Source organism: Rhizobium sp. BT-226 (genome assembly GCF_025847085.2).
In the GTDB taxonomy this organism is placed as follows: Bacteria; Pseudomonadota; Alphaproteobacteria; order Rhizobiales; family Rhizobiaceae; genus Rhizobium; species Rhizobium sophorae.
Genome location: NZ_JAOYTI010000002.1, coordinates 1387998 through 1413253, shown reverse-complemented (window position 1 = coordinate 1413253; position 25256 = coordinate 1387998). Strand labels below are relative to the sequence as shown.

The window sequence follows — 25256 nt, the reverse complement described above, 5'->3', positions numbered from 1 at the left end:
TATCTGGCTAACATGAGGCCCGTTCCGAATGCCTTCAGGATTTCGATAAGATTTTAGCGGCCGGCCTTTTTCGGCAACAGCAGCTCGTCGAGAATGACGCAGCCGGCCCCGATGGTGATGAAACTGTCGGCGAGATTGAAGACCGCGAAGGACCAGCTCTCGGTGTAGAAAAGAATGTAATCGATCACATGCCCATAGGCGAAGCGGTCGACGAGATTGCCGATCGCGCCTGCGATGATCAGCGCATAACCGAGATGGGCGATCCAGCGATCCTTCGCCGTGCGGTACCACAGCCAGATGACGAAGGCGACGATGACGAGCCGCATGCCGACGATGAACCAGCCGTCCATGCCGGACAGCATCGAAAAGGCGACGCCGAGATTGTAGGTCCGGTAGAGCGCCAGCATCGGAACGACGGGCACCGCCTCCTGCAGCGGCAAGTAATGATCAACAGTGATCTTGACGGCCTGGTCGATCAGAACGGCGACGACGATGAAGAAGAGGATCGGTGCCGGGCGCGAAAACAGCGCCGGGCGTGCATGCGTCTGTTCGGTCATTTGCCCTCGGCAAGTGAGAGGAGATGGCGGCGTGCCTCGAAAAGCATGACGGCGGTGGCGACGGCGAGGTTCAGTGAATCGGCGCGGCCCTGCTGCGGAATGCGGGCAAGCGCGTCGGCCTCTTTCGCCAGTTGCTCCGGCAGGCCGGATTGCTCGTTGCCCATCAACAGCACGACGGGCTTTTTCCGGTAGTCGATCGTCCGGTAATCGACCGCGCCGGCAAGATGCGTCGCGACGACGGAAACGCCGGCCGATTTCCGCCAGGCGATGAATTCCTCAGGCGTCGCCCGCGCGACCGGAACGGCAAAGACCGAGCCCATGGTGGCGCGTACCGTTTCGAGCGAGAAGGGATCGGTCGTCTCGCCGAGGAGAATGATGCCGGAAGCGCCGGCCGCATCGGCGGTACGGATGATGGTGCCGAGATTGCCGGGGTCGCGCACCCGGTCGAGCGCCACCCAGGTCTCGCCATCCATCGGCCGGATATCCCGGAGCGGCTTCCAGCGCTGCTCGAAGATGCCGACGACCATCTGCGGATTGTCGCGGCGGGTGATCGAGGCGATCACCTTTTCGCTGACCTCGAGCACCAGTCCGCCCGAGGCGACGGTCCTTGCCGCCATCTGCTCGACCAGCGGCTTGCCCTTGGCGGCCTTGGCATAGACGAGCGTGCGGATCGCCCAGCCGAGTTCGATCGCATCGATGACGAGCTTCAGTCCTTCGGCCAGGAACGTCCCGCTTTCCTCGCGCGATTTCTTGTTCGTCAGCGCCTTGATGTCCTTGATGATCGGGTTGGCGAGCGAGGTCACTTCCTTCACCTGCCCGACCCTGCGCGGTCCCTGATCGTGGAAGTCCTTGCTCATTTCGGCACCCAGCGGGAAAAGAGGGAGGTGGAAAGCGCGCGGCCCTGCGTTTTGCCGTCGGTGCCGGCTTCGCGAATCACCAGCTCGCCGGATTCGACCACGCCGCCGGCGCCCCGCATCGTCTCGCGCATCAGCTCGTGGATCGAATAGAAGCTGGCGCGGATCGAATAGGCCGTCAGCACCAGGCCCACTGCCTTCGGCGACAGGATCTCGCGGCAGACATCGAGCATCAACGGCAGATGCTCGAAAAGATGCCAGACTTCGCCATTTGGGCCGCGGCCGAATTTTGGCGGATCGGTGAGGATGATATCGTACTGGCTGCCGCGGCGCTCCTCGCGCAGGATGAATTTCATCGCATCCTCGCAGATCCAGCGGATCGGCAGCTTCTCCATGCGCCCGAGCGCCTGGTTTTCCCGCGCCCAGCCGATCGCCTTCTTCGAGGCATCGACATGGGTGACCTCGGCGCCGGCTGCGGCGGCAACCAGCGAGGCGACGCCGGTATAAGCGAAGAGGTTCAGCACTTTCAGCGGTCGGCCGGCCCTTTCGACCTGCTCTTTCATCCAGCTCCAGTGCACGATCTGTTCGGGGAAGACGCCGACATGGCGGAAGGAGGTGAAGCGGCCGAGGAAATCGACGCCGAGCAGATTGAGCGGCCAGGTCTCGCCGAGCGCCTCCTTCGGAAAGCGCCAGCGGCCGGTGCCTTCCTCGTCGGTATCGCCAGTGAAGGCGGCATCGACCTTTTCCCAAACGTGCGCGGGCAGCGAAGGCCGCCACAGCGCCTGGGCCTCCGGGCGGATGATGCGATAGGGGCCGTATTGCTCGAGCTTTTCGCCGTTGCCGCTGTCGATCAGGTGGAAGTCGCCGGCGCCGAGCGATTCGAGGATGACAGGCACGCGCTCAGCCGGACGCTCGCCGCTGCGCGTCATCAGAGGGCGCACGACGGCGGCAGGCGCAGCAGCCTCGCGGCTCGCCGCAGGCCGCGCGAGCGGCTTCGGCGGCCGCCCTGTCCGATCGTCCCTGCGGCTTTCACCGGAAGGACCTGATGTTTTCTTCTGGCCCGGCCGGCCTTCTCTCTGTTTCAACGTGTTCTTCCGCGTCTCTGTCGGGGTGTCTTATCGGCTTTGCGTCCGCTCCAGCGTCGCGCGTCTTGAAACGCGCAAATCGCACTGCGGCACTTTGAATATGCAGTAGCCCAGAAAAGCGGGGCGGATCAACTGCGCCGCCGGCCAAGCCCGGGCAAGAGGAGGGGATCTCCCCGATGCGGCGTCTATTTCAAGCCCTCGGAGGCCTGCGTGCGAAGCCAGCTTTCCGCCGCATAGAGGGCTGCGACATGCATAGACTGCATGATGACGGCGCCGGACTGCAGTTCGCCGAGGATGGCAGCAAGATCCGCAAACAGCAGCTCGACCTTCTCTCCGGGGTCGAAAGACGGTTCGCCGACCCGGCTGAGACCAAGCGCCAGCCAGCTCGTCACCAAATTGCTGTGGCTGGCGGCATTCGGATAGGAGGTGAGCAGCTTGACGAAGGTCGAGGCTTCATAGCCGGTCTCTTCCCGGAGTTCGCGCTGGGCCGCCGTCATCGCCGGATCGCCGGTCTTGCTGTCGCCGGGTTCGAGGCTGCCGGCGACCAGACCGAGCACGATCTCGCCGCGGCCGTGCCGATATTCCCGTGTCAGCAGCACGCGCCCGTCGGGCATGACTGGGATAACGTTGATCCAGTCGGGATAGTCCAGCACATGGAAGGGCGCGACGACGGTTCCATCGGCGGTGACGCAATCGTCGCTCCGGATCCGGATCCATCGATCCTCATAGGTGATGCGGCTTGCCGTCACGCTCCAGGGCTTCAGTTCGTCGTTCATCGGCCCCATCCCTTATGTGCCAGATCGCAACCGGCAGATAACATTCCGTGCCGCCTTGGCAAAGCGCTTTCCCGCTGGGATAAGATGAGCGAATCGAAGATGGGGTCGTCAAATGGATTTCACCGGCGAAGAACGCATCGCCGCGCCGCGGGACATCGTCTGGGCAGCACTCAACGATCCCGAGATCATGCGCGACTGCATTCCAGGCTGCGAAGGCATCGAGCGGCTGTCGCCTGATGTCTTCGAGGCGACGATCAAGGTCAGGTTCAGCCTGCTGTCAGCCACCTTCCACGGGCTGCTGACGCTTTCCAATGTCGATGCGCCGAAGAGTTACACGTTGTCGGCCGAAGGCAAGGGCGGTCTTGCCGGCTTCGCCAGGGGGAGTGCCGATATCGTGCTTGAGGAAAGGGGTGCCGAGACGATCCTGCACTACCGGTCGAAGGCCGAACTCGGCGGCAGGCTCGCCCAGCTCGGCGCGCGTCTGCTCGATTCGACCTCGCAGAGGCTCGCCGAAGGTTTCTTCTCGGATTTCAATGCTGCCGTCGTCGCCAAAATGGCGGCCGGTTAGGCTTGGCGCAGATTGAGGCTTCGTTTAAATCGGAATTATGACGTGGACCATCAGGCCGCCGCGGGCGGAAGATCAGGAAATGCTCGCGGAGATTTATCTTTCCGTGCGCCGCGAAACATTCGTCTGGGTCGATCCGGGCAAATTCCACCGCGAGGATTTCGCCGCCCATACCAATGGCGAGACGGTCTTCGTCTGCGCGCATGAAAGCGGCAGCGTCGCCGGCTTCCTGTCGCTCTGGCCGGAGGACGATTTCATCCACATGCTCTACCTAAAACCGGAATTCCAGGGCCAGGGTGCAGGCACGGCGCTGCTGCGCGCCCTGCCGGAATGGCCGCAACACCGGTACCGGCTGAAATGCCTGGTGAAGAACCGGCGGGCGAAGGCATTCTATCTCGCCCACGGTTTCCAGGTAACCGGCAACGGCGCCTCGCCCGAGGGCGACTATGAGGAATTGAGCTATTTTCCGGTTTGACGGGCCGCAGAAATACCGAGCCTGTCGAATATTGACCCGTTTTACCGCGCCGGCAGCTGTCCGGCGATTTCCTCGGCACGGTTCTTGTGGCGATCGGCCTCACTCTGCCAGCGGATGGCTTCCTTGGCCTCGGTACGGGCACGCTTGCGGTGTTTGCCCTGGCTGAACCAGGTGGCGGCCGCGCCGATCAGCATGCCTGTGATCAGCGAGACGACCAGGAAGACGAAGAAGGGCGCGGAAATCGCAAGCACCTGGTCTTCCGGCCGGAACGGATTGAAGGCGAGCGTGACGCTCTGCCGGTTGGCGACGCAGAAGACGATGAGGATGACGCCGAGCGGCAGCAAAATCAACAGGTTGACGATCTTCTTGGCCATTTGAGGTCTCCACGCGGCAGATTGCGCCGGTCTTTTTGAAGGGCGCGTTTCATGCTTGCAGCGCTATGCGTCCTTGTAAGACGCATAAAGCACGATGCGTTACCAAGAATAGGAAAACGGGCATCGAGTTCAAGTGCGGTTTCGCCGCAGGCAGCGACGGCTCAATCCTCTTCGTCGGCCTGACCGGGATTAAGCCGCTCGCGCAGCTCCTTGCCGGTCTTGAAGAAGGGAACCCACTTCTCCTCGACGAAGACGGTATCGCCGGTCCGCGGGTTGCGGCCGGAGCGCGAAGGGCGGTTCTTGACCGAAAAGGCGCCAAAGCCGCGCAATTCGACTCGGTTACCCGCAGCCAGTGCATCCGTGATCTCGTCGAGAACCGCGTTGACGATATTCTCGACGTCGCGATGATAGAGATGCGGGTTGCGTGCCGCAACAATCTGCACCAATTCGGACTTGATCACATTCGCCCCCTTAAATTATTGATTTCTTATCAATCGCGGCCAACCTGCCAAACTGAAAGCAGCCCGTCAAGAAGCAACTTTGGGGGCAGGATTCCATTGATATCCTGGGTTTTCACGAGATCATCATAACCGAAGATCGCAATCAACCGAGAAACAGCCCCAGCGAGCAGAAAGGGCGTATTGCTCTTCCTGTCCCAGTCCACCATCGGCAGATCGGCGTTAACGCCGCGTGACGTCAGATAGGCGCGGATCTCAGCCTCGCCGCCGATCGCATCGACGAGTTTCACCTTCAGCGCCTGGCGGCCGGTATAGATCGTGCCGTCGGCCAGTTTCAGCACCTCGTCACGCGGCAGCTTGCGCCGGTCGGCGACCAGGTCGACGAACCAGTTGTAGCTGTCGACCACCATGTTGCGGATCATCGCCTTGGCGTCCTCGCTCGCCTCGTGAAAGGGTGAGGGCTCGGCCTTCAGCGGCGAGGACTTGATCTCCTGCAGCGAGACGCCGATTTTGTCGAGCAGCGGCTGGATCTGCGGATACTGAAAGATGACGCCGATCGAACCGGTGATCGAGCTGTCGCCGGCAATAATCGTATCGCCGGCGGTGGCGATCATGTAGCCGGCGGAAGCGGCAAGCGTGCGCACGTCGGAGACGACGGGCTTCTTGGCAGATATCGCCCGGATCGCCTTGAAGACTTTCTCGCCGCCATAGGTCGTGCCGCCGGGCGAGGAGATCGAAATCACCGCTGCCTTCACCTGATCGCTGGTCTCGACCTTCTTCAGCCGCTCCAGAAGCTCGTCGTCGTCGACGATCAGCCCGGATATCGTCACATGGGCGATATGTGGGCGCTGCGTCCCCGCCTCGCCGAGGGCAAAGCGGTAGAAGGCGAAACCAAGTGCCACGATGAGGGCCACCGCGATGAGGCGCCAGAAGCCCAGCTTGCGACGCAGCCGCCGGCGATCCGTGATGATCGAACTGTCCATAGAAACCTCCAGCGCTGGCACCGGCGTCGGCATGGCGCCGATCGATCCGGTGAAATAGGGTGGCAGCGGCCCGTACGAATGCCACTTTTCAATGTTTTTCCGTTTTGTTGCTTGTTGCAGAAAAAATTCCATATTGGCAAGCCAATGTAATAATGCGAAACGAACTGTGATTGGCGGCCGGCTTTGTTATCGAGGCGCGGCGATCACCGCACATGGACGAGGCCTATGCTCGATACCCTGAAGAACAACGGACATGCCGCCTATTCAGGGTCCGGCAACAGTGCCTATGGCGATGCGTTGTTCCATTCCGCCCGCGTGCGGCGGCTGAAGATATTGCTGCCGGTGGCGGCCCTCATCGTCGCGGCGAGCCTCACCGCGGTGGCGTTGGTCAGCATCTATCTGCCCGAAAACATCAAGATGGAAGGCGCCAAGATCGAGAATGGCAAGGTCGTGATGGAAAAGCCGGCGATATCAGGTCGCAATTCCGACGGTATCAATTATTCGATGCTGGCCGAAAGAGCGCTGCAGGATATCCGCAATCCCGATCTCATCACCCTCGAGACCATCAAGGCCGCCGTGCCGATGAATGACGGTCTGATCGCCCGCGTCGTCGCCTCGACCGCCGATTACAACCGCGCCACCGACAACCTGCATATGACGGCCCCTTTCACCCTGGTGCTGAGCAGCGGCCTCAATGCGAATTTCCAGTCCGCGCAGCTCGACATCAAGGGCGGAAACATGCGGAGCGACGACCCCGTCACCATCACCAAGGACAATGCCTCCATTGTTGCGAAGACGCTTCAGATAACCGATAAGGGGCGGGTGATCACATTCGAGGGGAATGTTCGCATGAATGTCGATCCTTCCACCATCCATAAACAGGGCACTTAACCAGCCGGGTCATCCATGACAAAAGATTGTCGCATTTCCACTTGCAAGACAGGCATGGCATTCATTGCCGGCGCATTTGCCCTTATTCTGACGGCCACGGGCGCCGGCGCGCAGCAGGCTACGGCGACGATGCCGGGCATGAAGCTGTCCAACGACCAGCCGATCCAGATCGAAAGCGACAAGCTGGAGATCCACGACCAGGAACACACCGCGCTCTTCACCGGCAACGTCAAGGTCGTCCAGGGGACGACGACGATGCAGTCCGGCAAGATGACCGTTTATTACAAGGACAAGGCGGCAAAGCCGGCCGCTGACGGCGCGCAGCCCGCAGCGCAGCCGCAGCAGTCGGCCTCGCTTGCATCGGGAAGTGCCGATATCGACAAGATCCTGGTGACGGACAAGGTCTTTTTGACCTCGGGCACGCAGACGGCGACCGCCGATGACGGCAATTTCGACATGGCCTCGCAGACATTCATCCTCACCGGCAAGCAGGTCGTGCTGTCGGACGGACCGAACGTCTTCAAAGGCTGCAAACTGACGGTTCACATGCAGACTGGCCAGGCGGAGCTTGAAAGCTGCGGCGGGCGTGTCCAGATTCAGCTCGATCCGAAATCGCAGCCGAATGCGCAGCAGCAGAAGCAGAACTGAGAAGCCGGCCTCCCACGTGAAATTATCATCGCTATCCACCATGTTCGGCAAGCCCGGGCCACAAGCTGCGGGCGCTGCCGACAAGAGCCGCTATCAGGGAACGCTGATCGCACGGGGTCTGACCAAGACCTATGCGACGCGGCGCGTCGTCAACGGCGTCTCGCTGGTGGTGCGCCGTGGCGAGGCTGTCGGCCTGCTCGGCCCGAACGGCGCCGGCAAGACCACCTGTTTTTACATGATCACCGGCCTGGTGCCGGTCGATGAAGGCACGATCGAGATCGATGGCAACGACGTCACGACCATGCCGATGTACCGCCGCTCGCGCCTCGGCGTCGGTTACCTGCCGCAGGAAGCCTCGATTTTCCGTGGGCTGACGGTGGAAGAGAATATCCGCGCCGTCCTCGAAGTGCATGTGAAGGACAAGGCCGAGCGCGAGCAGAAGCTGAACGAGCTGCTGGAGGAATTCCATATCCAGAAGCTGCGCAAGAGTGCCGCCGTCGCCCTGTCCGGCGGTGAGCGCCGCCGCCTCGAAATCGCGCGTGCGCTTGCGACCGACCCGACCTTCATGCTGCTCGACGAACCCTTTGCCGGCGTCGACCCGATCTCGGTCGCCGATATCCAGAATCTCGTTCACCACTTGACGGCGCGCGGCATCGGCGTTCTCATCACCGACCACAATGTGCGCGAGACGCTGGGTCTCATCGACCGCGCCTACATCATCCATGCCGGTGAGGTGCTGACCCATGGCCGGGCCAACGACATCGTCAACAATCCGGAAGTGCGCCGGCTCTACCTCGGTGACAATTTCAGCCTGTAACGCCGGATGTCGCAGAAATTCACCGTGCCGTCATACTTCCGCTTGACCAAATACAATAAAAAAGCAATTTTTGGGCCAACTTGGATTTCCGTGGCCTGAAGCCTTGATCGGACGCGGTTTCCCGGAGGAATCGAGGGGAGTTTCGCGTCCGTCATGGCACTGTCCGCCAATCTTTTCCTGCGCCAGACCCAGTCTTTGGTGATGACACCGCAACTGATGCAATCCATCCAGTTGCTGCAGATGACGCATTTCGAACTCAACCAGTTCATCGCCCAGGAAGTGGAGAAGAACCCGCTGCTCGAATTTCCGTCGAACGACGGCGAGGCGGGCGGCGAACGCGGTGAAGCCGAAGATGGAGAATATGCTCATCAGCCGGAGGATGCCGGGTCGGACGACGGCTACGACAACCGCACCGAGGCGCTCTCCAGCGATTGGTATGACAATGGCGGCAGCGCCAGCACCAGTCGGCTGAACGACGAACTCGACGCCAATTACACCAATGTCTTTCCTGATGATGGTGCCCCGCAGCGCCTCGATGCGCCGGAGCTCGTCAGCCAGTGGAAGTCGATGCCGGGCAGCGGCGAGGGCGCCGACTACGATCTCGACGATTTCGTCGCCGGCCAGGTGTCGCTGCGCGATCATCTCGCCCAGCAGATCCCCTTCGTCCTGCCTGACATGGCCGACCGGCTGATCGCGCAGAATTTCGTCGACCAACTCGACGACTGCGGTTATCTGCAGGCCGATATCGTCGAGGCCGGCGAGAGGCTGGGCACGAGCCTCGCACAGGCCGAGCGCGTGCTCGCCACCCTCCAGAGCCTTGATCCGCCGGGTGTTTTCGCCCGCAGCCTCGCCGAATGCCTGGCGATCCAGCTCAGGCAGAAGGACCGATACGACCCGGCCATGCAGGCTCTGGTCGAAAACCTTGAACTGCTTGCTCGGCGCGATTTTGCCACGCTGAAGCGCCTCTGCGGCGTCGACGAGGAAGATCTTCTCGACATGCTCGGCGAGATCCGCCAGCTCAATCCCAAGCCCGGCAGCGGGTTCGAGGCGGGCGTTTCCGAAGCGATCATGCCCGACGTGGTCGTCAGAGCCTCTTCGGACGGCGGCTGGCTGGTCGAGCTCAATCCGGATACGCTGCCGCGCGTGCTGGTCAACCAGTCCTATTTTTCCCGCGTGACCCGCAATGGAGAGGATCACGCCTTCCTCTCCGATTGCCTGCAGAGCGCCAACTGGCTGACACGCAGCCTCGATCAGCGGGCAAAAACCATCATGAAGGTGGCAAGCGAAATCGTTCGTCAGCAGGACGCCTTCCTGCTGCACGGCGTCGATCACCTGCGCCCGCTGAACCTGAAAACGGTCGCCGAGGCGATCAAGATGCATGAATCCACCGTCAGCCGCGTCACGTCGAACAAATATATGCTGACGCCGCGCGGCCTGTTCGAACTCAAATATTTCTTCACCGTCTCGATCAGCGCCGTCGCCGGCGGCGACAGCCATTCGGCCGAGGCGGTGCGTCACAAGATCCGTGCGCTGATCCTGCAGGAGAGCCCGGAGGCGGTGCTTTCCGATGACGATATCGTCGACATGCTGAAGAAGGGCGGTGTCGATCTCGCCCGCCGCACCGTTGCGAAATACAGGGAGGCAATGAACATTGCCTCTTCGGTCCAGCGCCGCCGCGAGAAGCGGGCGCTCGCCAAGGTCGCGGGCTTCTGACGCAGCAATGCTTCGACCTCGATCGAAGCATCCGGCCTGCAAATCCCATTATTCCTCTCCAGCGCCCAGCGTCTTTTCAGACGCGCAACGGCTGCAACCCTTTGAATTGTCTTCAACGAAGATCGAAATGCCGACGATGACGCCGCAAAATCCGAACCTTACCAGGGAGCTTTTCCTGCTGCTGGTGCTGGCGACCCTCTGGGGTTCCTCCTACAGCTTCATCAAGATCGGCGTCGAGACGATCCCGCCGATAACGTTGATCGCCGCCCGCACGCTGATTGCCGGCGGCATTCTGCTGGCCGTCCTGCGCCACCGGCGTGTCCGTCTGCCGCGCGATCGTGCGACCTGGCGGCGGTTTTTCGTTCAGGCCTGTCTGAACAGCGTCGTCCCCTTCACGCTGATCGCCTGGGCGGAGCAGTCCGTCGATGCCGGACTGGCGGTCATCCTGAATTCGGCAACGCCGATCTTCACCTTCCTGCTGGCCGTGCTGATCACCCGCCATGAGCAGGTGACGCTGCGAAGGCTCTTCGGCGTTATGGCCGGGCTTGCCGGCATCTGCCTCGTCATCGGCGTCGAAGCGCTCGGCGGTCTCGGTGAAAACCTGATGGCGCAGCTTGCCATCATCCTGGCGACAATCTGTTATGCAGGTGCCGCGATTTTCAGCAAGAACTTCAAGGGGCTTGATCCCGCAGTGCCGGCGGCCGGTTCGTTGACCTCAGGCGCGGTCATTCTCTTGCCGATAAGTCTCGTCGTCGATCGGCCGTGGGAACTCGATCCTTCGGCGGCATCGATGCTGGCGCTGCTGGCCCTCTCTGCCTTTTCGACGGCGCTCGCCTTTGTGATCTATTTCCGTCTCGTTCAGACGCTGGGTTCGGTCGGAACCACCGCGCAAGCCTATCTCAGGGTGCCGATCGGTGTTGCGATCGGCATCGTCTTCCTCAGCGAGAGGCTGAGCCCGACGGCTTGGATCGGACTCGTCTGCGTCATATCGGGTGTCGCCGCCATGACGATCCCCGCAAGAAGGGACGCAACGCAAGCGCGAAACGCGTAAGATGTATTGGGTGGCGATCGGCGGCATGCCCTGCCAGGCAAGGTATCCGCCACCCGTTGACCGTGTGCCGCCGAGGGTGATTCGGCGCCCTATTGACTTTTCGGCAAGCTCTGGCTAGAAGCCCGCCGCAATCGATGCCGCGAACGGCGTCTGGAGTTATCCCCAGCATCAGAAGGGCACCAAGGACCCGCAGGCCTAAGCCGATCTTGCTTGAGATTGTGCGAAGTGCTTGGATGAACCTGAGGCTTGGCGTAAACTGATACCCGCAAACGACCATAAGAAGGGAAACTCCATGAGTGTGCGTGTATCCGGGAAACATATGGAAATTGGTGAATCCTTCCGTCAAAAGATCGAGGACCAAATTGGTATGGCCATCACGAAATACTTCGACGGGGGATATTCCGGCCAGGTGACCGTGGAAAAGGCGAGTTCTCGTTACTCGGCGGATTGCAAGCTGCATCTCGACAGCGGCGTGGTGTTGCATGCGGCCGGCGAGGCGACCGACCCGCAATTGGCTTTCGACGCCGCCTCCCAGCGGATCGAAAAACGGCTGCGGCGTTACAAGCGCAAGCTGAAGGACCATCACGCCGGAAACCATCTGAATGGTTTTGCAGAGGTTTCCTACACGGTCATGGATTCCGTTCCTGATCACGATGATGAAATCGCCGACGATTTCGCTCCGGCGATCGTCGCAGAAAGCACGAAGCAGTTGAAGACCATGTCGGTCGCCACCGCAGTGATGGCGCTCGACATGACCGACGAGCCGCTTCTCCTGTTCCGCAGCCCCGGCAAGGAACATCTGAACATCGTTTACCGTCGGCACGACGGAAATATTGGCTGGATCGATTCAGCCAGTATCAAAGGCTGAGATCAGCGTGGTGAGCGGCGGCATTGCCGCCGCTCCTTGCATTTGATCCCGGCGACAGAAGGAAAAAGAAATGGCATTGGCAGATTTGCTCCATCAGGATGCGATCATTCCCGCCCTCAGAGTAAATTCCAAGAAACAGTTGCTTCAGGAATTGGCTGCAAGAGCCTCCAGGATCACCGGGCTTTCCGAACGGGAGATCTTCGACGTCATCCTGCAGCGGGAACGCCTGGGCTCGACCGGAGTCGGCAACGGCATCGCCATTCCCCACGGCAAGCTGGGAAACATCCATTCGATCGTCGGCATCTTCGCCCGGCTGGAGCAGCCGGTCGATTTCGAGGCGCTGGACGACCAGCCGGTCGACCTCGTGTTCCTGCTGCTTGCACCGGAAGGCGCGGGCGCCGATCATCTCAAGGCTCTGTCGCGTATCGCCCGCGTGCTGCGCGATCACGATCTGGTCGCCAAGCTGCGCGCCACCGATTCCGCCTCGGCGATCTACGCCTTCCTCAACGAAGAGCAGACGTCGAACGCTGCCTGAGCTGCATTAATCCCCGAATGTGAAAAGGCGCCGGGTCTCCCAGGCGCCTTTTGCATTATGAGGGGCTGAACGATCAGAACTCTTCCCAGTTGTCCTGTGCCACGGTAGCGGATCCGCGCGACGGGGCAGTCGCGCGACGGACCGCCGGGGCGCTGGCGCGAGGCGAAGGGGCTGAAGTCGCCGGTGCCCGCATCTTTTGCGCGACAGAGGCAAGGGCTGCGGCGTTGCCCGAACCCGAGACATTGAAGCGGGTGGCGAGCGCCTTCAGCGTTCGTGCCTCGTCGTTGAGTGCGACGCTGGCCGCGGTCGCTTCCTCTACCATCGCCGCATTCTGCTGCGTCACCTGGTCCATCTGGTTCATGGCCTGATTGATTTCCTTCAGGCCGACAGCCTGTTCGCTGGCCGATGCCGAAATCTGCCGGATGAGGTCGTTGATGCCCATCACCTGTTCGGCGATCTTGTGCAGCGTGCTGCCGGCGCGCCCGACGAGATCGACGCCCTCCTTGACCTGGACGGCCGAACTGTTGATCAGCGTCTTGATTTCCTTGGCGGCATTGGCAGAACGCTGTGCAAGTTCGCGCACCTCCTGGGCGACGACGGCAAAACCCTTGCCGGCTTCCCCGGCACGCGCCGCCTCGACACCGGCGTTCAGGGCGAGCAGGTTGGTCTGGAAGGCGATCTCGTCGATGACGCCGATGATCCGCGAAACCTCCGTCGAAGATTGTTCGATCCCTTGCATCGAGGCGATTGCCTTCTGCACCACTTCACCGGACTTTTCGGCATCCTGGCAGGCGAGGTTGACGTTGTCGGCTGCCGTGCGCGCATTTTCGGCGCTGGAATCGACCTGCGCGGTGAGCTCGTTGAGCGCGGCCGCCGTCTCTTCCAGGCTGGCTGCCTGCTGCTCGGTGCGCTTGGCGAGATCGGAAGCGCTGTTGCTGATTTCACCGGTGCCGGAGCCGATATTGGCGACGCTGAGGTTCATCGTGTTGATGGTCTCTTCGAGGCTCGCGAGCGCGGCGTTGAAATCCTGTTTCAGCTTGCCGTATTCGCCGGGGAACTCGTCGGTGATGCGGTAGCCGAGATTGCCCTGCGACAGCGCGGAAAGGCCGGCGCCGACGATTGAGACGATATGGCGCTGCAGCGACACCGATTCCTGGCGTTCCGATTCCGAGCGGCTGCGCTCGGTCTCGGCGGCTTGCCGCTGGTCGGCGGCCTCGTCTTCGAGGCGGCGGCTGTCGGCGAGCGTGAAGCGAAAGCCTTCCAGCGCCTTGGCGACCGAACCGACCTCGTCGCTGCGGTCCTGGGCAGCGACCGGTTCGTCATATTGGCCGTCGCTCAGCGCCCTGACGCTGGCGACAAGCCCGCCGAGCGGCCGCTGCACGAAAGAGCGGACGGCGAAATAGAGCGCCAGCATGACGGCGCCAAGCACGATCAGCCCGTTGATGATCATCATGTAGGTCTGGTCTCGCACCGGCGCGTTGATCGCCGTGTGCGGCACGTCGACGAGCACGACCCAGGTGGCGTTGACGCCGGGAACCGAGAAGGGATAGACGACGCGATCGAAGGGATCGAGGCCGTCATAGGTGAGGTTCCTGACGAGGCCGGGCTGTTTGCTCGACAGCGCCGACTTGACGATGTCGGCACCTTCGCCGTCATATTCCTTGGTCATCAGGTCGGGGATCGGCGCGACGATCCAGTTGCCGGCCTGCGACAGCAGCGTGACGCGGCCCGAACCGAAGGGATGCAGCGCCTGCAGCTTGTCGGTCAGCGACTTCAGCGAAATGTCGACGCCGCCGACGCCGATCATCTTACCATCAGACATGACCGGATAGGCAATCGAGGTCAGCAGCGTTGGCACGTCGGTTCCTTCGGCCATATAGGGCGTGGTGATCGCGCCCTTGCCGCTGTCGGCGGCGAGCTTCCACCATGCGGCGGTATAATCATTGTCGAAGGTCGAATATTGGATGCCGCCGTCCTTGGTCTTCGACCAGTAAGGCGTGAAGGCGCCATTCTTGTTCGTGCCTTCGTCATTGTTGTTGGCGATCTCGGTGCTCTTGCCGTCAAGCGCGCCGAGCTGCTCGCAGAACCAGCTGCCGAAGGCGAAGGCATTCTGCTCGAGATTGGCCTTCAGCACATTGATCATGCCCTTGCGATCGAGCGACTTACCTTCATGGCCGCGGCCGATGACGCCCGACATGGTGCGCGCGGCGCTGGCAAGCTCGCCGACATTGGCGGCGATTTCATTGGCGATCGATTTTGCTTCGAGGTTGGCCTGATCCATGGTCAGCGTCTGGACGCGATCCCGGGTCTGCCCGATGAGGAAAAAGTTCGAAACGATGAGAACAAGTGCGATGGCGATGCCGGTGATGACGATGAGTTTCGCGGCAAGCGATTTCATGCGAAAAATGAACATGGGGTCCTCGGGCAAGGATGCGCCGAACGGGCATTCTCCGGCGCAGGAGCAAAGGCTTCGCCCCGTCATGGAGCCGCCGCCTACAGCGCCGCGCGTCTTTTCAGACGCGCAAAGGACGCTGTAGCACTTTGAAACGCTGCATAATTTTATCCTTAAATCGATTCCGATTTAAGGAATTATGCAGTGACGGCCGGATTCCAGAAGGAGGGAGGCGCCGGCGGCCATGAGGAACATCGCCGGAAATCTCTTAAATTTGAATGAAACTCTATCGAACGGGGCCAAGAAAATCGCCGGAACGCCCTGAATTACAGGGAGTTTTGCCGGCGGCTTCGCAAAGAGACGCGGACTATATCCTGTCTGCGACTTCCTCGCTCAAAGGGATCGAAGGTTGCGCCCCGGCCTTGAGGCATGCGAGCGAACCGGCAACCGCCGCACGGCGTAGCGCCGAGACAAAATCGAGGCCGTCGTCGAGGCTGGCGGCGAAATAGCCGCAGAAAGTGTCTCCGGCGCCAACCGTATCGACAGGTTCGATCTTGAGACCCTGCGCTCGTGAAATTGCACCGTCGCGGATGGCGATGACCCCGTCGGCGCCGAGCGTCACGATCAGCGTCTGGCCCGTCTCCGCATGCAGGCGCACAAGGGCGGCCTCGCGCGCTGCGGCGTCCATGCCCTCCTGCCCGGCGAGCCGCTCGAACTCGGTCTCGTTGGCGATGACGATATCGGCGAGCCGGCCGAGGCGGGCCGCATCGGGGATCAGCGGCGCGAGGTTGAGGATGCTGGTGACGCCCTTGGCGCGGGCGGCCGACAGCGCGCGTTCGACGGCGGCAGCCGGCACTTCGAGCTGCAGCATCAGGATATCGCCTTCGTTCATGCGGCCGATCGCCGTCTCGGCATCGGCGGGCGCGACGAAGCCATTGGCGCCGGGAACGACGGCAATCATGTTTTCGCCGTCGCCGCCGACAAGGATCAGCGCCGTACCTGTGGGACCGTCGACATGTTTGATCAGAGAAAGGTCGGTGCCTGCATCATCGAGCAGGGCAAGCGCCTCCGCAGCGAAGGCATCCTTGCCGACGGCGCCGGCCATATGCACGTAACGTCCGGCGCGGCGCGCTGCCAGCGCCTGGTTGGCGCCCTTGCCGCCGGCGGCCGTGGCAAAGCCGTTGCCGGCCACCGTCTCGCCGGGCTTCGGCAGGCGCTCGGTCGTGGCGATGAGATCCATGTTGATGGACCCGAAAACTGTGATCATGAATGTGTCCCGTCTTCTAGAGCATGATGCCGAAAAGTGTGATCGGTTTTCGCACGACATCATGCTCCTAGTGCTTCATGCGGGCGAGACACTGCCCGAAGCGGTCACTCCTCGTCAACCACCCGGAGCTTGAGAAGGCCGGTGCGGCTTTCGACCGATTTGACCGCGGCTTCGCCGTCGCGGGCGGTTTTTGCATCGCCGCCCCCCGCCTCGAATTCCAGCGCTTCGATCCTGGCGCCGCGCTTGGTGAGCTTGTCGGCTGACGTGACCACCATGTCGATATCCTTCTGCGCCATGGCGAAATGGCCCTGCAGTTTGCGCACCCGCTCATCGAGGCGGCTGAGATCGTCCATCAGGATCGCCACTTCGCCCTGGATTAGATGCGCCTGCGCCCGCATGCGCTGGTCCTTAAGCACGGCCTGGATGACCTGGATCGACAGCATCAGCAGCGACGGCGAGACGATGACGATGCGTGCGCGATGCGCCTTCTGCACCACCGGCTCGAAGTGCTCGTGGATCTCGGCGAAGATCGATTCTGACGGCACGAAGAGAAAGGCCGTATCCTGGGTTTCGCCCTGGATCAGATATTTCTCGGAAATGTCCCTTATGTGGACCTCCATGTCGCGGCGGAACTGCTGGCCGGCGATCTTGCCGGCCTCGGGACTGCCGGCGTCGCGGATCGCGTTCCAGGCTTCGAGCGGAAATTTCGCGTCGATCACCAGCGGCGGCGCGCCGTTCGGCATGCGGATCGTGCAGTCCGGCCTCGAACCGTTGGACAGCGTCTGCTGGAAGGCGTAGGCGCCCATCGGCAGACCGTCGGCGACGATCGTTTCCATCCTGGACTGGCCGAAGGCGCCGCGCGTCTGCTTGTTGGACAAAATGGCCTGCAGCCCGACGACATCCTTGGCGAGCGTCTGGATATTGTTCTGCGCGGCATCGATGACCGCCAGCCGCTCCTGCAGCCGCTGCAGGTTCTCATGCGTCGATTTCGTCTGCTCGGTGATCGTCGAGCTGACGCGCTGCGACATGCCGTCGAGGCGTTGGCTGATCGTCTGGTTGAGTTCGCTCTGCCGTGCGCCGAAGACCTCGGTCATCGCCGCGATGCGGCCCTGCATCTCCGCCTGGATCTTCAAAAGCTCGGCCATCCGCGCTTCGTTTTCCTGAGCACGAAAGCTCGCTTCCTCCGCCTGCTCGCGGCGAAGGCTGGCGCCGCGCAGCAGAAGCACGATCACCAGCAGGGCGAGGGCGGCGAGAACGGCGCCGATAAGCGCCAGCATGGCCGGGCTGATCGAGGCAAGGGCAAGAGAGAGCGATTCGGAATGGATGGTCATGCCGCAAGCATAACAGAAGAAATGGCGATATATAGATCAAAACGTGAACGGAATGGGTGGGCCTCAATATCCTCGCAAGCGACCGCTCTTCCTCGCTCGGGGCAGAAGAAATCGTCGTCCGATTTAACGATTGCTCAACCATATTGGCCAAAACCTGCGGCGCAGAAATTCCTTCCCGCGCGCGTCGCGCCAAGTACAGAGATCTCCATGACCGCCCAGCAGACCGACAGTGCCCTCAGGCAGCGCCTCGATTTCATCGAACTGGATGAGGCAGCGCGCAAGTCGATGCGGGATCTGCGCCCGGTCATATCAGAGCTGATCGGTGGCGCCCTCGATAAATTCTACGCCAAGATCGCCAAGACCCCGGCTGTCGCGGGCTTCTTCGCCGATAAGAACCATGTCGGCCACGCCAAGAAGCGCCAGCAGGACCATTGGGCCAATCTCGCCGGCGGCGCGTTCGACGAGAGCTATGTCAACGGCGTGACCGCGGTCGGCCGCACCCATGCCCGTATCGGGCTGGAGCCGCGCTGGTATATTGGCGGTTACGCCATCGTCATGTCCGAACTAGTCAAGGGCATCATGGAGAAGCAATGGCCGTCGATCTTCGCGCGCCGAGAGGGCAAGGCATTGGCCGAGGAGCTGTCGGCCGTCATCAAGGCCGGCATGCTCGACATGGATTATTCCATCTCGGTCTATCTCGAGACGCTCGAAGCCAAGCGTCAGGCACTGGAGGAGGAACGCGCTCAGGCCGAATCCGACCAGGCGATCGCGCTGGAGCAGCTGCGCCGCGGCCTGGAAGCGCTGTCGAACGGCGATCTCGAGGCCACCCTGCCGTCCGATCTGCCGGGCAATTTCCGGCAGATGGCCGAGGATTACAACCGCGCCGTCAGGGCGCTAAGCCAGTCCTTTGCCTCCGTGCGTGAGACCTCAGGCCATATCATGAGCGGCGCCGACGTCATTTCCAAGGCAACCAACGATCTGGCGCTGCGCACTGCGCAGCAGGCGGCAGGCGTCGAGGAGAGCTCGGCCGCCCTGCAGCAGCTTTCTGTCAGCGTCGGCCAGACGGCCGCCAATGCCGAGAAGGCGTCGGACGCCGTGCGCGAGACGCAAGAGAAGGCGAAGAACTCCGGCGAACTCGTCACCAGCGCCGTCTCGGCGATGGCCGGCATCGAGAAATCCTCGACCGGGATCTCCAAGATCATCGGCGTCATCGATGAGATCGCCTTCCAAACCAATCTGCTGGCGCTGAACGCCGGCGTTGAGGCGGCCCGTGCCGGCGATGCCGGCAAGGGTTTTGCCGTCGTCGCCCAGGAAGTCCGCCAGCTCGCCCAGCGCACCGCGGAAGCGGCCAAGGAGATCAAGAACCTGATCTCGCAGAGCTCGACACAGGTCAATCAGGGCGTCGGCATCGTCTCCAGCACCGGCGAGGCGCTGAACGACATGATTAGCCGCATCGACATCATCAACCGTTTCGTCGCCGATATCGCCGCCGCCGCCCGCGATCAGGCGACCGGCGTCAACGAGGTCAGCATCGCCGTCCGCAACATGGGTGCGATCACCCAGCAGAATTCGGACATGGTCGAGCACTCTTCAGCGGAAACCCGCCGCCTCAAGGATGAGGTGGAGACCCTGATCGAGCTGCTGCGGCGCTTCCGCGCCCGGCCGGAGGGCCGTTCAGCCGGTGCGGCCCTCCGGGCAGCCTGAGGGGAATATGGCGAAATTCCGGGCGGGGATGCAAAAAAGCGTATTCCCCGCCTGCCGGATAATTCCATAGTCGGAAAAGATGGGTTATGGGAACGCCATGACCATCAAGCCACTCATCATTCTTCCCGATCCCGTTCTCCGCCAGCTGTCCAAGCCGATCGAGCGGGTGGACTCCGACCTGCAGCGTCTTGCCGACGATATGCTGGAAACCATGTACGACGCGCCGGGCATCGGCCTTGCGGCGATCCAGATCGGCGTGCCGCGCCGCATGCTCGTTATCGACATCTCGCGCGAAGGCGAGGAAAAGCAGCCGCAGGTCTTCATCAATCCGGAGATCGTCAAATCCTCCGACGAGCGCTCCGTCTATGAGGAAGGCTGTCTTTCGATTCCGGACTATTATGCCGAGGTCGAGCGCCCGGCTGTCGTCTCGGTCAAATATCTCGACCGAAACGGCAAGGAACAGACCGTGGAAGCCGACGGCCTGCTCGCCACCTGCCTGCAGCACGAGATCGACCACCTGAACGGCGTGCTCTTCATCGACTATATTTCGCGGCTGAAGCGGGAGATGGTGATCAAGAAATTCACCAAGGCGGCGAAGTCGAAGGCGCTCTGACGCGGCGTTGAAAATTCATTGGCGAGACACTATGATATCATTGATATCATAGTGAGGTGCCGAATGGGTGATTTTCTGATCAGAAACATTTCCGAAGCATTGAAGCGAGACATTGCGCAATCGGCCCAGCGCAGCGGAAACAGTCTTTCTGACGAGGCCAAGGAGCTTTTGCGCGAAGCACTGAAAAGAAAAGCCGAAGCAAAGCCCGAGACTTTGTCGGCGTATGACGCGATACGTGCCGCTTTCGTCAGCGAAAACGCGGTAGACGATGAATTTGCTGCAATCATGGACGAAATCGAGGCCGCGCGGAAAAAGGATTTCGGCCGTCCGTTCGAGGATTTCGAATGATTGTTCTCGATACGAATGTGATTTCCGAGTTCGCCAGGCCTTTGCCGAATGAAAAGGTGAAGGCCTGGATATTGCGGCAGGATGGCTCGAGAATCTGGCTTTGCACGGTCGGCTTGATGGAACAGATTTACGGCGCCGAAAGGGTTTTCTTGAAGACAGGATCGGACCGCTTCTTTCGCGCGATCGAGAATTTGGTAAAAGGCCAGTTTCGCGATCGTATCGTCGGCTGGGATTTGGAAACGGCTATGGCAACCGGTCGCTTGCGGGCGAAACGCGAAAGCATGGGGCGGCCGATTTCGGTCCAGGATGCTATGATTGCCGCCATCTGCCTTGTCAACGGCGCGACGCTTGCGACCCGCAATACCCGAGATTTCGAGGGGTTTGATCTCAAGCTCGTAAACCCGTTTGAAGACGGTTGATCCTCAATTGGCGAGATAAAATGTCTCTTCGCATCATCTTCATGGGAACCCCGGAGTTCTCGGTTCCGACCCTGCGCCTGCTCGTCGATGCTGGGCACAGGATTGTTGCGGTCTATACGCAGCCGCCGCGGCCGGGTGGGCGGCGCGGCCTCGATCTACAGAAATCGCCAGTGCATCAGGCGGCCGAACTGCTCGGCCTGCCGGTCTTCACCCCGGTCAATTTCAAGGACCCCGAAGAGCGCGAGAGGTTTCGTGGCTTGAATGCCGATGTCGGCGTCGTCGTCGCTTACGGGTTGTTACTGCCGGAAGCGATTTTGAACGGCACCCGCGATGGCTGCTACAACGGTCATGCCTCGCTGCTGCCGCGCTGGCGGGGTGCGGCACCGATCCAGCGGGCGATCATGGCCGGCGACGCAAAGACCGGCATGATGGTTATGAAGATGGACAAGGGTCTGGATACCGGCGCCGTGGCACTCACCCGCGAGGTCGAGATCGGCCCGAACATGACGGCTGGCGAGCTGCACGACCGGCTGATGCTGGTCGGCGCCAAGGCGATGGCGGAAGCCATGGTGAAACTCGAAATGAACGACTTGCCGCTGACGCCGCAGCCGGAAGACGGCGTGCTCTATGCCGCCAAGATCGACAAGGCCGAGACGCGCATCGATTTTTCCAGGGACGCCGGGGACGTGCACAATCACATCCGCGGCCTGGCGCCGTTTCCGGGTGCCTGGTTCGAGCTCGAAATCGCAGGCAAGCCGGAGCGGGTGAAGGTGCTGGCGTCCGAACTGGCTGAAGGGCAGGGTGCTGCCGGGCAATTGCTGACGGACGATCTCGTGGTCGCCTGCGGCTCGGGCGCGGTACGGCTGACCAGGCTGCAGAAGGCCGGCGGCAAACCGCTGGCGGCGGCCGATTTCCTCAGGGGCACGCCGCTTGCGGCGGGCACGAGGCTTTCCTGATGCCGCGTTTCCGCATGACCGTCGAATATGACGGCGGCCCTTATGTCGGCTGGCAGCGGCAGGAGAACGGCCCTTCGGTGCAGGGCGCGATCGAGGCGGCGGTGCTGTCGCTGACCGGTGAGACGGTGTCGGTGCGCGGCGCCGGACGCACTGATTCCGGCGTACATGCCATGGGGCAGGTGATCCATGCCGATCTTTCGAAGGACTGGTCGCCCTACCAGCTGCAGAATGCCTTGAACGCGCATCTGAGGCTTGCCGGCGAGCGGGTCTCCATTCTCGATGTCGAGGCGGCTGCCGAATTTTTCGATGCGCGCTTTTCGGCGCTGCGGCGCCATTACCTCTATCGCATCGTCAGCCGCCGGGCGCCGCTGGCGCTCGAAGCTGGCAAGGCCTGGTGGGTGCCGAAGGTGCTCGATCACGAGGTCATGCATGCCGCCGCCCAGAGGCTGGTCGGCCGGCACGATTTCTCCACCTTCCGCGCCGCCCATTGCCAGGCAAACAGCCCGGTCCGCACGCTCGACCGGCTGGATGTGACGCGCAATGGCGAGTTGATCGAGATCCGCGCCACGGCGCAGAGTTTTCTCCACAACCAGATCCGTTCCTTCGCCGGCACGCTGAAGCTCGCCGGCGAAGGCAAGTGGACGCCTGATGATGTCGAGGCGGCGCTCGAGGCACGCGACCGCAAGGCCTGCGGCCCGGTGGCGCCGCCGGACGGGCTCTATTTCATGCAGGTGGATTATCCCGACGTGATCCCCGACCGCCGAAGGGCGGTCACCGATACCAATGACGAGGATGCTGATGATCCCTCGTAAGCTTGGTCAGACGGGATAGATGCCGAGGAAGTGCTGCAGATATTCCGAAAGGATCATCGACGGCACGAGCAGCACCAGTGTCAGCGCCCCGGTCATCAGCGCATGGCCATGGCAGATCATCCGGAGAATGCGCGCCAGTACGAAGACCTGCGCCAACATGAAGGCCAGCAGCAGCAGCGAGACGAGCCCGACGGAGGCGGGCAGGAAGAACACCAGCGCCAGCAGCAGCCCGTTGATATAGGAGAGCGGCACACCGAGCCAGTTGACGCTGACGACGACGGGCGCGAAACGCTCGCCCATTCGGAAGGCAAGCAGCAGCAGCCCGGCAAAGATCAGCGGCACGAACCAGTTGGCGACCTCGACGAGGCCGAGCCTGATATAGAAGGGAAAATCGACATCGGCTTCCGGCGGCATCGCCCGCAGGAAGGTCTGTCGCCACCAGAGCCATGAAATACCCATCGGCGGCAGGCACCAGAGCATTGCCCAGAACGAACGGTTGACGCCGCGCTCGGACATATCGAGGTAGCGGAAGCCGCGCGGATCCAGCCGGATGAGCAGCCAGAGGCCGGCCAGATAATATTGAACCTCCCTAAAGCCCGGCATTGGCGAACCAGCGGGCGATGAAGGTTTCGTAGATTGCCGTCAGCGTCTCCAGATCGGCGACAGCGACGCGCTCATCGACCATGTGCATCGTCTGGCCGACAAGGCCGAACTCGACGACCGGGCAATAATCCTTGATGAAGCGCGCATCCGACGTGCCGCCGGTGGTCGAAAGCCGCGGCGACTGACCGGCAACGCTTTCGACGGCCGACGACAGCGAGGCGATCAGCGCATTGTTGCGCGTCAGGAAGACATGGCTCGGCCGGTCGGCCCAGATGATATCATAGGCCACCGGTTGGCGGCCCGGCCGCAAGGCGCCATCCCGGGCGGCGGCGTCGAGACGGCGCAGGATTTCGGCACGCAGCGTTTCGACGGTCCAGCTGTCGTTGAAGCGGATGTTGAAGCTTGCCGATGCCTTGGCCGGGATGACGTTGGTTGCCGGATTGCCGACATCGACCGTGGTCACTTCGAGGTTCGACGGCTGGAAATCGTCGGTGCCGCCGTCAAACGGCGGGTCCATCAGCGCCTGCGTCAGCTGCAGCACGCCGCGCACCGGATTGTCGGCGAGGTGCGGATAGGCGGCATGGCCCTGCACGCCGTGAACCGTGATCTTGCCCGACAGCGAACCGCGCCGGCCGATCTTGATCATGTCGCCGAGCCTGTCCGGATTGGTCGGCTCGCCGACAAGGCAGGCATCCCAGCGCTCGCCGCGTTCGGCCGCCCATTGCAGCAGCTTGATCGTGCCGTTGATCGCCGGGCCTTCTTCGTCGCCGGTGATGAGGAAGGAGATCGAGCCGGCCGGTGGCCCGTTTTTCTCGATATGGCGGGCGGCGGCGGCGACGAAACAGGCGATGCCGCCCTTCATGTCGACTGCGCCGCGACCGAAAAGCTCGCCCTTGGAAATCTCGGCGGCAAACGGTGGATGCGTCCAGGCGGCTTCGTCGCCGACCGGCACGACATCGGTATGGCCGGCAAACATCAAATGCGGACCGTCCTTGCCGAGGCGGGCATAGAGGTTTTCGATGTCGGGTGTTCCCTCTTCGCTCGCCTTCACCCTGTCGACCGCAAAGCCGAGCGGCGCAAGCATCGCCTCCAGCGCCGACAGTGCGCCGCCTTCGGCGGGCGTCACGGACGGGCAGCGAATCAGCGTCTGAAGATTAGCGACGGGGTCGGTAGCGGTCATGGGGTCGGACTATCCGGCGGGAATGGCAAAGACATGGCAAGGCGGGGCCGCCTCGCGTAAAAAGACGCCGTCTGTTTACCGGATCAACGTCCCGGTGTCATCAATCTCTGAGCAGCTCGTTGATGCCGGTCTTCGAGCGGGTCTTTTCATCGACGCGCTTGACGATGACGGCGCAGTAGAGATGCGGCGCCGGCTGGCCGTTGCCCATCGTCGCATTGCCCGACGGCATCGAGCCGGCGACGACGACGGAATAGGGCGGCACTTCGCCGTAGGTCACCTCGCCGGTGGCGCGGTCGACGATCTTGGTCGACTTGCCGATGAAGACGCCCATGCCAAGAACCGAACCTTCGCGCACGATGCAGCCTTCGACGACCTCCGAACGGGCGCCGATGAAGCAATTGTCCTCGATGATCGTCGGGCCGGCCTGCATCGGCTCCAGAACGCCGCCGATGCCGACGCCGCCGGAGAGATGCACATGTTTGCCGATCTGCGCGCAGGAGCCGACCGTCGCCCAGGTATCGACCATCGTGCCTTCGCCGACATAGGCGCCGAGATTGACGAAGGAGGGCATCAGGATCGCGTTCGGGGCGATATAGGCCGAGCGGCGCACGACGCAGTTCGGCACGGCGCGGAAGCCGGCGGCGCGGAAGTGGTTCTCGCCCCAGTTTTCGAACTTCGAAGGAACCTTGTCCCACCAGGTGGAGTTGCCCGAGCCGCCCTTCACCACGTCCATGTCGTTGAGGCGGAAGGACAGCAGCACGGCCTTCTTCAGCCATTGATTGACCGACCAGGCGCCGTCGGCGGAGCGTTCGGCGACACGGGCCTTGCCGGCATCGAGTAGATCGAGCGCTGCTTCGACCGCATCGCGAACCTCGCCCTTGGTCGACGTGTTCACATTGTCGCGATTGTCGAAGGCGGCTTCGATGATCTTTTCGAGGGATGCGAGGTCGGTGGCGCTCATGAGAATTCCTTAAACTTCGA

The 25256-nt window shown here is 62.0% G+C and carries 28 protein-coding genes; 15 read left to right on the top strand and 13 right to left on the bottom strand.

Features of this window, described 5'->3' with window-relative positions; genetic code table 11:
* Nucleotides 1–53: 53 nt before the first annotated feature.
* The 4 genes from lspA to OIU37_RS17210 all read right to left on the bottom strand — a co-directional run bounded on the left by lspA (nt 54) and on the right by OIU37_RS17210 (nt 3272).
* Nucleotides 54–557, bottom strand: a complete 504-nt coding sequence (lspA, locus tag OIU37_RS17225) for a signal peptidase II (RefSeq protein WP_164025280.1) — start codon at nt 555–557, stop codon at nt 54–56.
* Entirely contained in the window at nt 554–1414 is an 861-nt protein-coding gene (locus tag OIU37_RS17220; protein WP_264258126.1) for an RNA methyltransferase, read from the bottom strand. Before OIU37_RS17220 ends, lspA begins: the two co-directional genes overlap by 4 nt.
* Nucleotides 1411–2496, bottom strand: a complete 1086-nt coding sequence (locus OIU37_RS17215; RefSeq protein WP_264258125.1) for a class I SAM-dependent methyltransferase — start codon at nt 2494–2496, stop codon at nt 1411–1413. The genes OIU37_RS17220 and OIU37_RS17215 overlap by 4 nt, the downstream gene beginning before the upstream one ends.
* Before the next feature lie 185 nt (nt 2497–2681).
* The gene (locus tag OIU37_RS17210; RefSeq protein WP_171601813.1) at nt 2682–3272 is read right to left on the bottom strand and encodes an NUDIX hydrolase; all 591 of its coding nucleotides are present in this window, start codon (nt 3270–3272) and stop codon (nt 2682–2684) included.
* A gap of 112 nt (nt 3273–3384) precedes the next feature.
* Here OIU37_RS17210 and OIU37_RS17205 point away from each other — a divergent pair, with 112 nt between their 5' ends.
* A complete protein-coding gene (locus tag OIU37_RS17205; RefSeq protein WP_171601812.1) occupies nt 3385–3840 on the top strand; it encodes a carbon monoxide dehydrogenase subunit G in 456 nt (151 codons plus the stop codon).
* Nucleotides 3841–3877: 37 nt separating this feature from the next.
* A complete protein-coding gene (locus tag OIU37_RS17200; protein ID WP_264258124.1) occupies nt 3878–4312 on the top strand; it encodes a GNAT family N-acetyltransferase in 435 nt (144 codons plus the stop codon).
* A gap of 41 nt (nt 4313–4353) precedes the next feature.
* On the opposite strand, the gene OIU37_RS17195 is transcribed toward OIU37_RS17200, so the two are convergent.
* The 3 genes from OIU37_RS17195 to sppA all read right to left on the bottom strand — a co-directional run bounded on the left by OIU37_RS17195 (nt 4354) and on the right by sppA (nt 6127).
* Nucleotides 4354–4686 (bottom strand): LapA family protein, encoded by a 333-nt coding sequence (locus OIU37_RS17195; protein WP_171601811.1) that lies wholly within the window; start codon nt 4684–4686, stop codon nt 4354–4356.
* A 161-nt stretch (nt 4687–4847) separates the two neighbouring features.
* Nucleotides 4848–5147 (bottom strand): integration host factor subunit beta, encoded by a 300-nt coding sequence (locus OIU37_RS17190; RefSeq protein ID WP_003544934.1) that lies wholly within the window; start codon nt 5145–5147, stop codon nt 4848–4850.
* Nucleotides 5148–5176: 29 nt separating this feature from the next.
* Nucleotides 5177–6127 carry a signal peptide peptidase SppA gene (gene sppA, locus OIU37_RS17185; protein WP_264258123.1) on the bottom strand — a complete coding sequence of 317 codons (951 nt, stop codon included), beginning with the start codon at nt 6125–6127 and terminating at the stop codon, nt 5177–5179.
* A gap of 225 nt (nt 6128–6352) precedes the next feature.
* Between sppA and lptC the strand changes: the two genes are divergently transcribed.
* From lptC to ptsN, 7 genes are all read left to right on the top strand, one after another.
* On the top strand, nt 6353–7018 hold the full coding sequence (lptC, locus tag OIU37_RS17180) for an LPS export ABC transporter periplasmic protein LptC (protein ID WP_171601809.1): 666 nt from the start codon (nt 6353–6355) through the stop codon (nt 7016–7018).
* Between the two features lie 15 nt (nt 7019–7033).
* Complete coding sequence (locus tag OIU37_RS17175) at nt 7034–7666, top strand: LptA/OstA family protein (protein ID WP_171601808.1); 633 nt, start codon at nt 7034–7036, stop codon at nt 7664–7666.
* 40 nt (nt 7667–7706) lie between these two features.
* The gene (gene lptB, locus OIU37_RS17170; RefSeq protein WP_003556077.1) at nt 7707–8483 is read left to right on the top strand and encodes an LPS export ABC transporter ATP-binding protein; all 777 of its coding nucleotides are present in this window, start codon (nt 7707–7709) and stop codon (nt 8481–8483) included.
* Between the two features lie 153 nt (nt 8484–8636).
* Nucleotides 8637–10196: an RNA polymerase factor sigma-54 gene (gene rpoN, locus OIU37_RS17165; protein WP_171601807.1), complete on the top strand. Its 1560-nt coding sequence runs from the start codon at nt 8637–8639 to the stop codon at nt 10194–10196.
* Nucleotides 10197–10323: 127 nt separating this feature from the next.
* Nucleotides 10324–11247, top strand: coding sequence for a DMT family transporter (locus tag OIU37_RS17160; protein WP_264258122.1), 924 nt, complete (start codon nt 10324–10326; stop codon nt 11245–11247).
* 292 nt (nt 11248–11539) lie between these two features.
* Complete coding sequence (gene hpf / locus OIU37_RS17155) at nt 11540–12115, top strand: ribosome hibernation-promoting factor, HPF/YfiA family (RefSeq protein ID WP_017958734.1); 576 nt, start codon at nt 11540–11542, stop codon at nt 12113–12115.
* Between the two features lie 70 nt (nt 12116–12185).
* Nucleotides 12186–12650, top strand: a complete 465-nt coding sequence (gene ptsN / locus OIU37_RS17150) for a PTS IIA-like nitrogen regulatory protein PtsN (protein WP_017995882.1) — start codon at nt 12186–12188, stop codon at nt 12648–12650.
* 73 nt (nt 12651–12723) lie between these two features.
* On the opposite strand, the gene OIU37_RS17145 is transcribed toward ptsN, so the two are convergent.
* From OIU37_RS17145 to OIU37_RS17135, 3 genes are all read right to left on the bottom strand, one after another.
* Complete coding sequence (locus OIU37_RS17145; protein WP_264258121.1) at nt 12724–15063, bottom strand: methyl-accepting chemotaxis protein; 2340 nt, start codon at nt 15061–15063, stop codon at nt 12724–12726.
* Between the two features lie 346 nt (nt 15064–15409).
* Nucleotides 15410–16309 (bottom strand): ribokinase, encoded by a 900-nt coding sequence (locus OIU37_RS17140; RefSeq protein ID WP_264258120.1) that lies wholly within the window; start codon nt 16307–16309, stop codon nt 15410–15412.
* Between the two features lie 104 nt (nt 16310–16413).
* Nucleotides 16414–17640: a DNA recombination protein RmuC gene (locus OIU37_RS17135; RefSeq protein WP_171601804.1), complete on the bottom strand. Its 1227-nt coding sequence runs from the start codon at nt 17638–17640 to the stop codon at nt 16414–16416.
* A gap of 207 nt (nt 17641–17847) precedes the next feature.
* Here OIU37_RS17135 and OIU37_RS17130 point away from each other — a divergent pair, with 207 nt between their 5' ends.
* The 6 genes from OIU37_RS17130 (at nt 17848) to truA (ending at nt 22492) form a co-directional block, all read left to right on the top strand.
* On the top strand, nt 17848–19344 hold the full coding sequence (locus tag OIU37_RS17130) for a globin-coupled sensor protein (RefSeq protein ID WP_264258119.1): 1497 nt from the start codon (nt 17848–17850) through the stop codon (nt 19342–19344).
* 97 nt (nt 19345–19441) lie between these two features.
* Nucleotides 19442–19957 carry a peptide deformylase gene (gene def / locus OIU37_RS17125; protein ID WP_020397424.1) on the top strand — a complete coding sequence of 172 codons (516 nt, stop codon included), beginning with the start codon at nt 19442–19444 and terminating at the stop codon, nt 19955–19957.
* Between the two features lie 63 nt (nt 19958–20020).
* A complete protein-coding gene (locus OIU37_RS17120; protein ID WP_171602175.1) occupies nt 20021–20305 on the top strand; it encodes a plasmid stabilization protein in 285 nt (94 codons plus the stop codon).
* On the top strand, nt 20302–20724 hold the full coding sequence (locus tag OIU37_RS17115) for a type II toxin-antitoxin system VapC family toxin (RefSeq protein ID WP_171601802.1): 423 nt from the start codon (nt 20302–20304) through the stop codon (nt 20722–20724). Before OIU37_RS17120 ends, OIU37_RS17115 begins: the two co-directional genes overlap by 4 nt.
* Nucleotides 20725–20744: 20 nt before the next feature.
* The gene (gene fmt / locus OIU37_RS17110; protein ID WP_264258118.1) at nt 20745–21680 is read left to right on the top strand and encodes a methionyl-tRNA formyltransferase; all 936 of its coding nucleotides are present in this window, start codon (nt 20745–20747) and stop codon (nt 21678–21680) included.
* Nucleotides 21680–22492 (top strand): tRNA pseudouridine(38-40) synthase TruA, encoded by an 813-nt coding sequence (gene truA / locus OIU37_RS17105; RefSeq protein WP_264258117.1) that lies wholly within the window; start codon nt 21680–21682, stop codon nt 22490–22492. The genes fmt and truA overlap by 1 nt, the downstream gene beginning before the upstream one ends.
* A 6-nt stretch (nt 22493–22498) precedes the next feature.
* Here the strand turns inward: truA and OIU37_RS17100 are convergent, their stop codons facing one another.
* From OIU37_RS17100 to dapD, 3 genes are all read right to left on the bottom strand, one after another.
* Nucleotides 22499–23095: a hypothetical protein gene (locus OIU37_RS17100; protein ID WP_264258116.1), complete on the bottom strand. Its 597-nt coding sequence runs from the start codon at nt 23093–23095 to the stop codon at nt 22499–22501.
* Nucleotides 23082–24275: a succinyl-diaminopimelate desuccinylase gene (gene dapE / locus OIU37_RS17095; protein ID WP_171601798.1), complete on the bottom strand. Its 1194-nt coding sequence runs from the start codon at nt 24273–24275 to the stop codon at nt 23082–23084. The genes OIU37_RS17100 and dapE overlap by 14 nt, the downstream gene beginning before the upstream one ends.
* A 100-nt stretch (nt 24276–24375) precedes the next feature.
* Nucleotides 24376–25236 (bottom strand): 2,3,4,5-tetrahydropyridine-2,6-dicarboxylate N-succinyltransferase, encoded by an 861-nt coding sequence (gene dapD / locus OIU37_RS17090; protein ID WP_180693936.1) that lies wholly within the window; start codon nt 25234–25236, stop codon nt 24376–24378.
* Between the last annotated feature and the right edge of the window lie 20 nt (nt 25237–25256).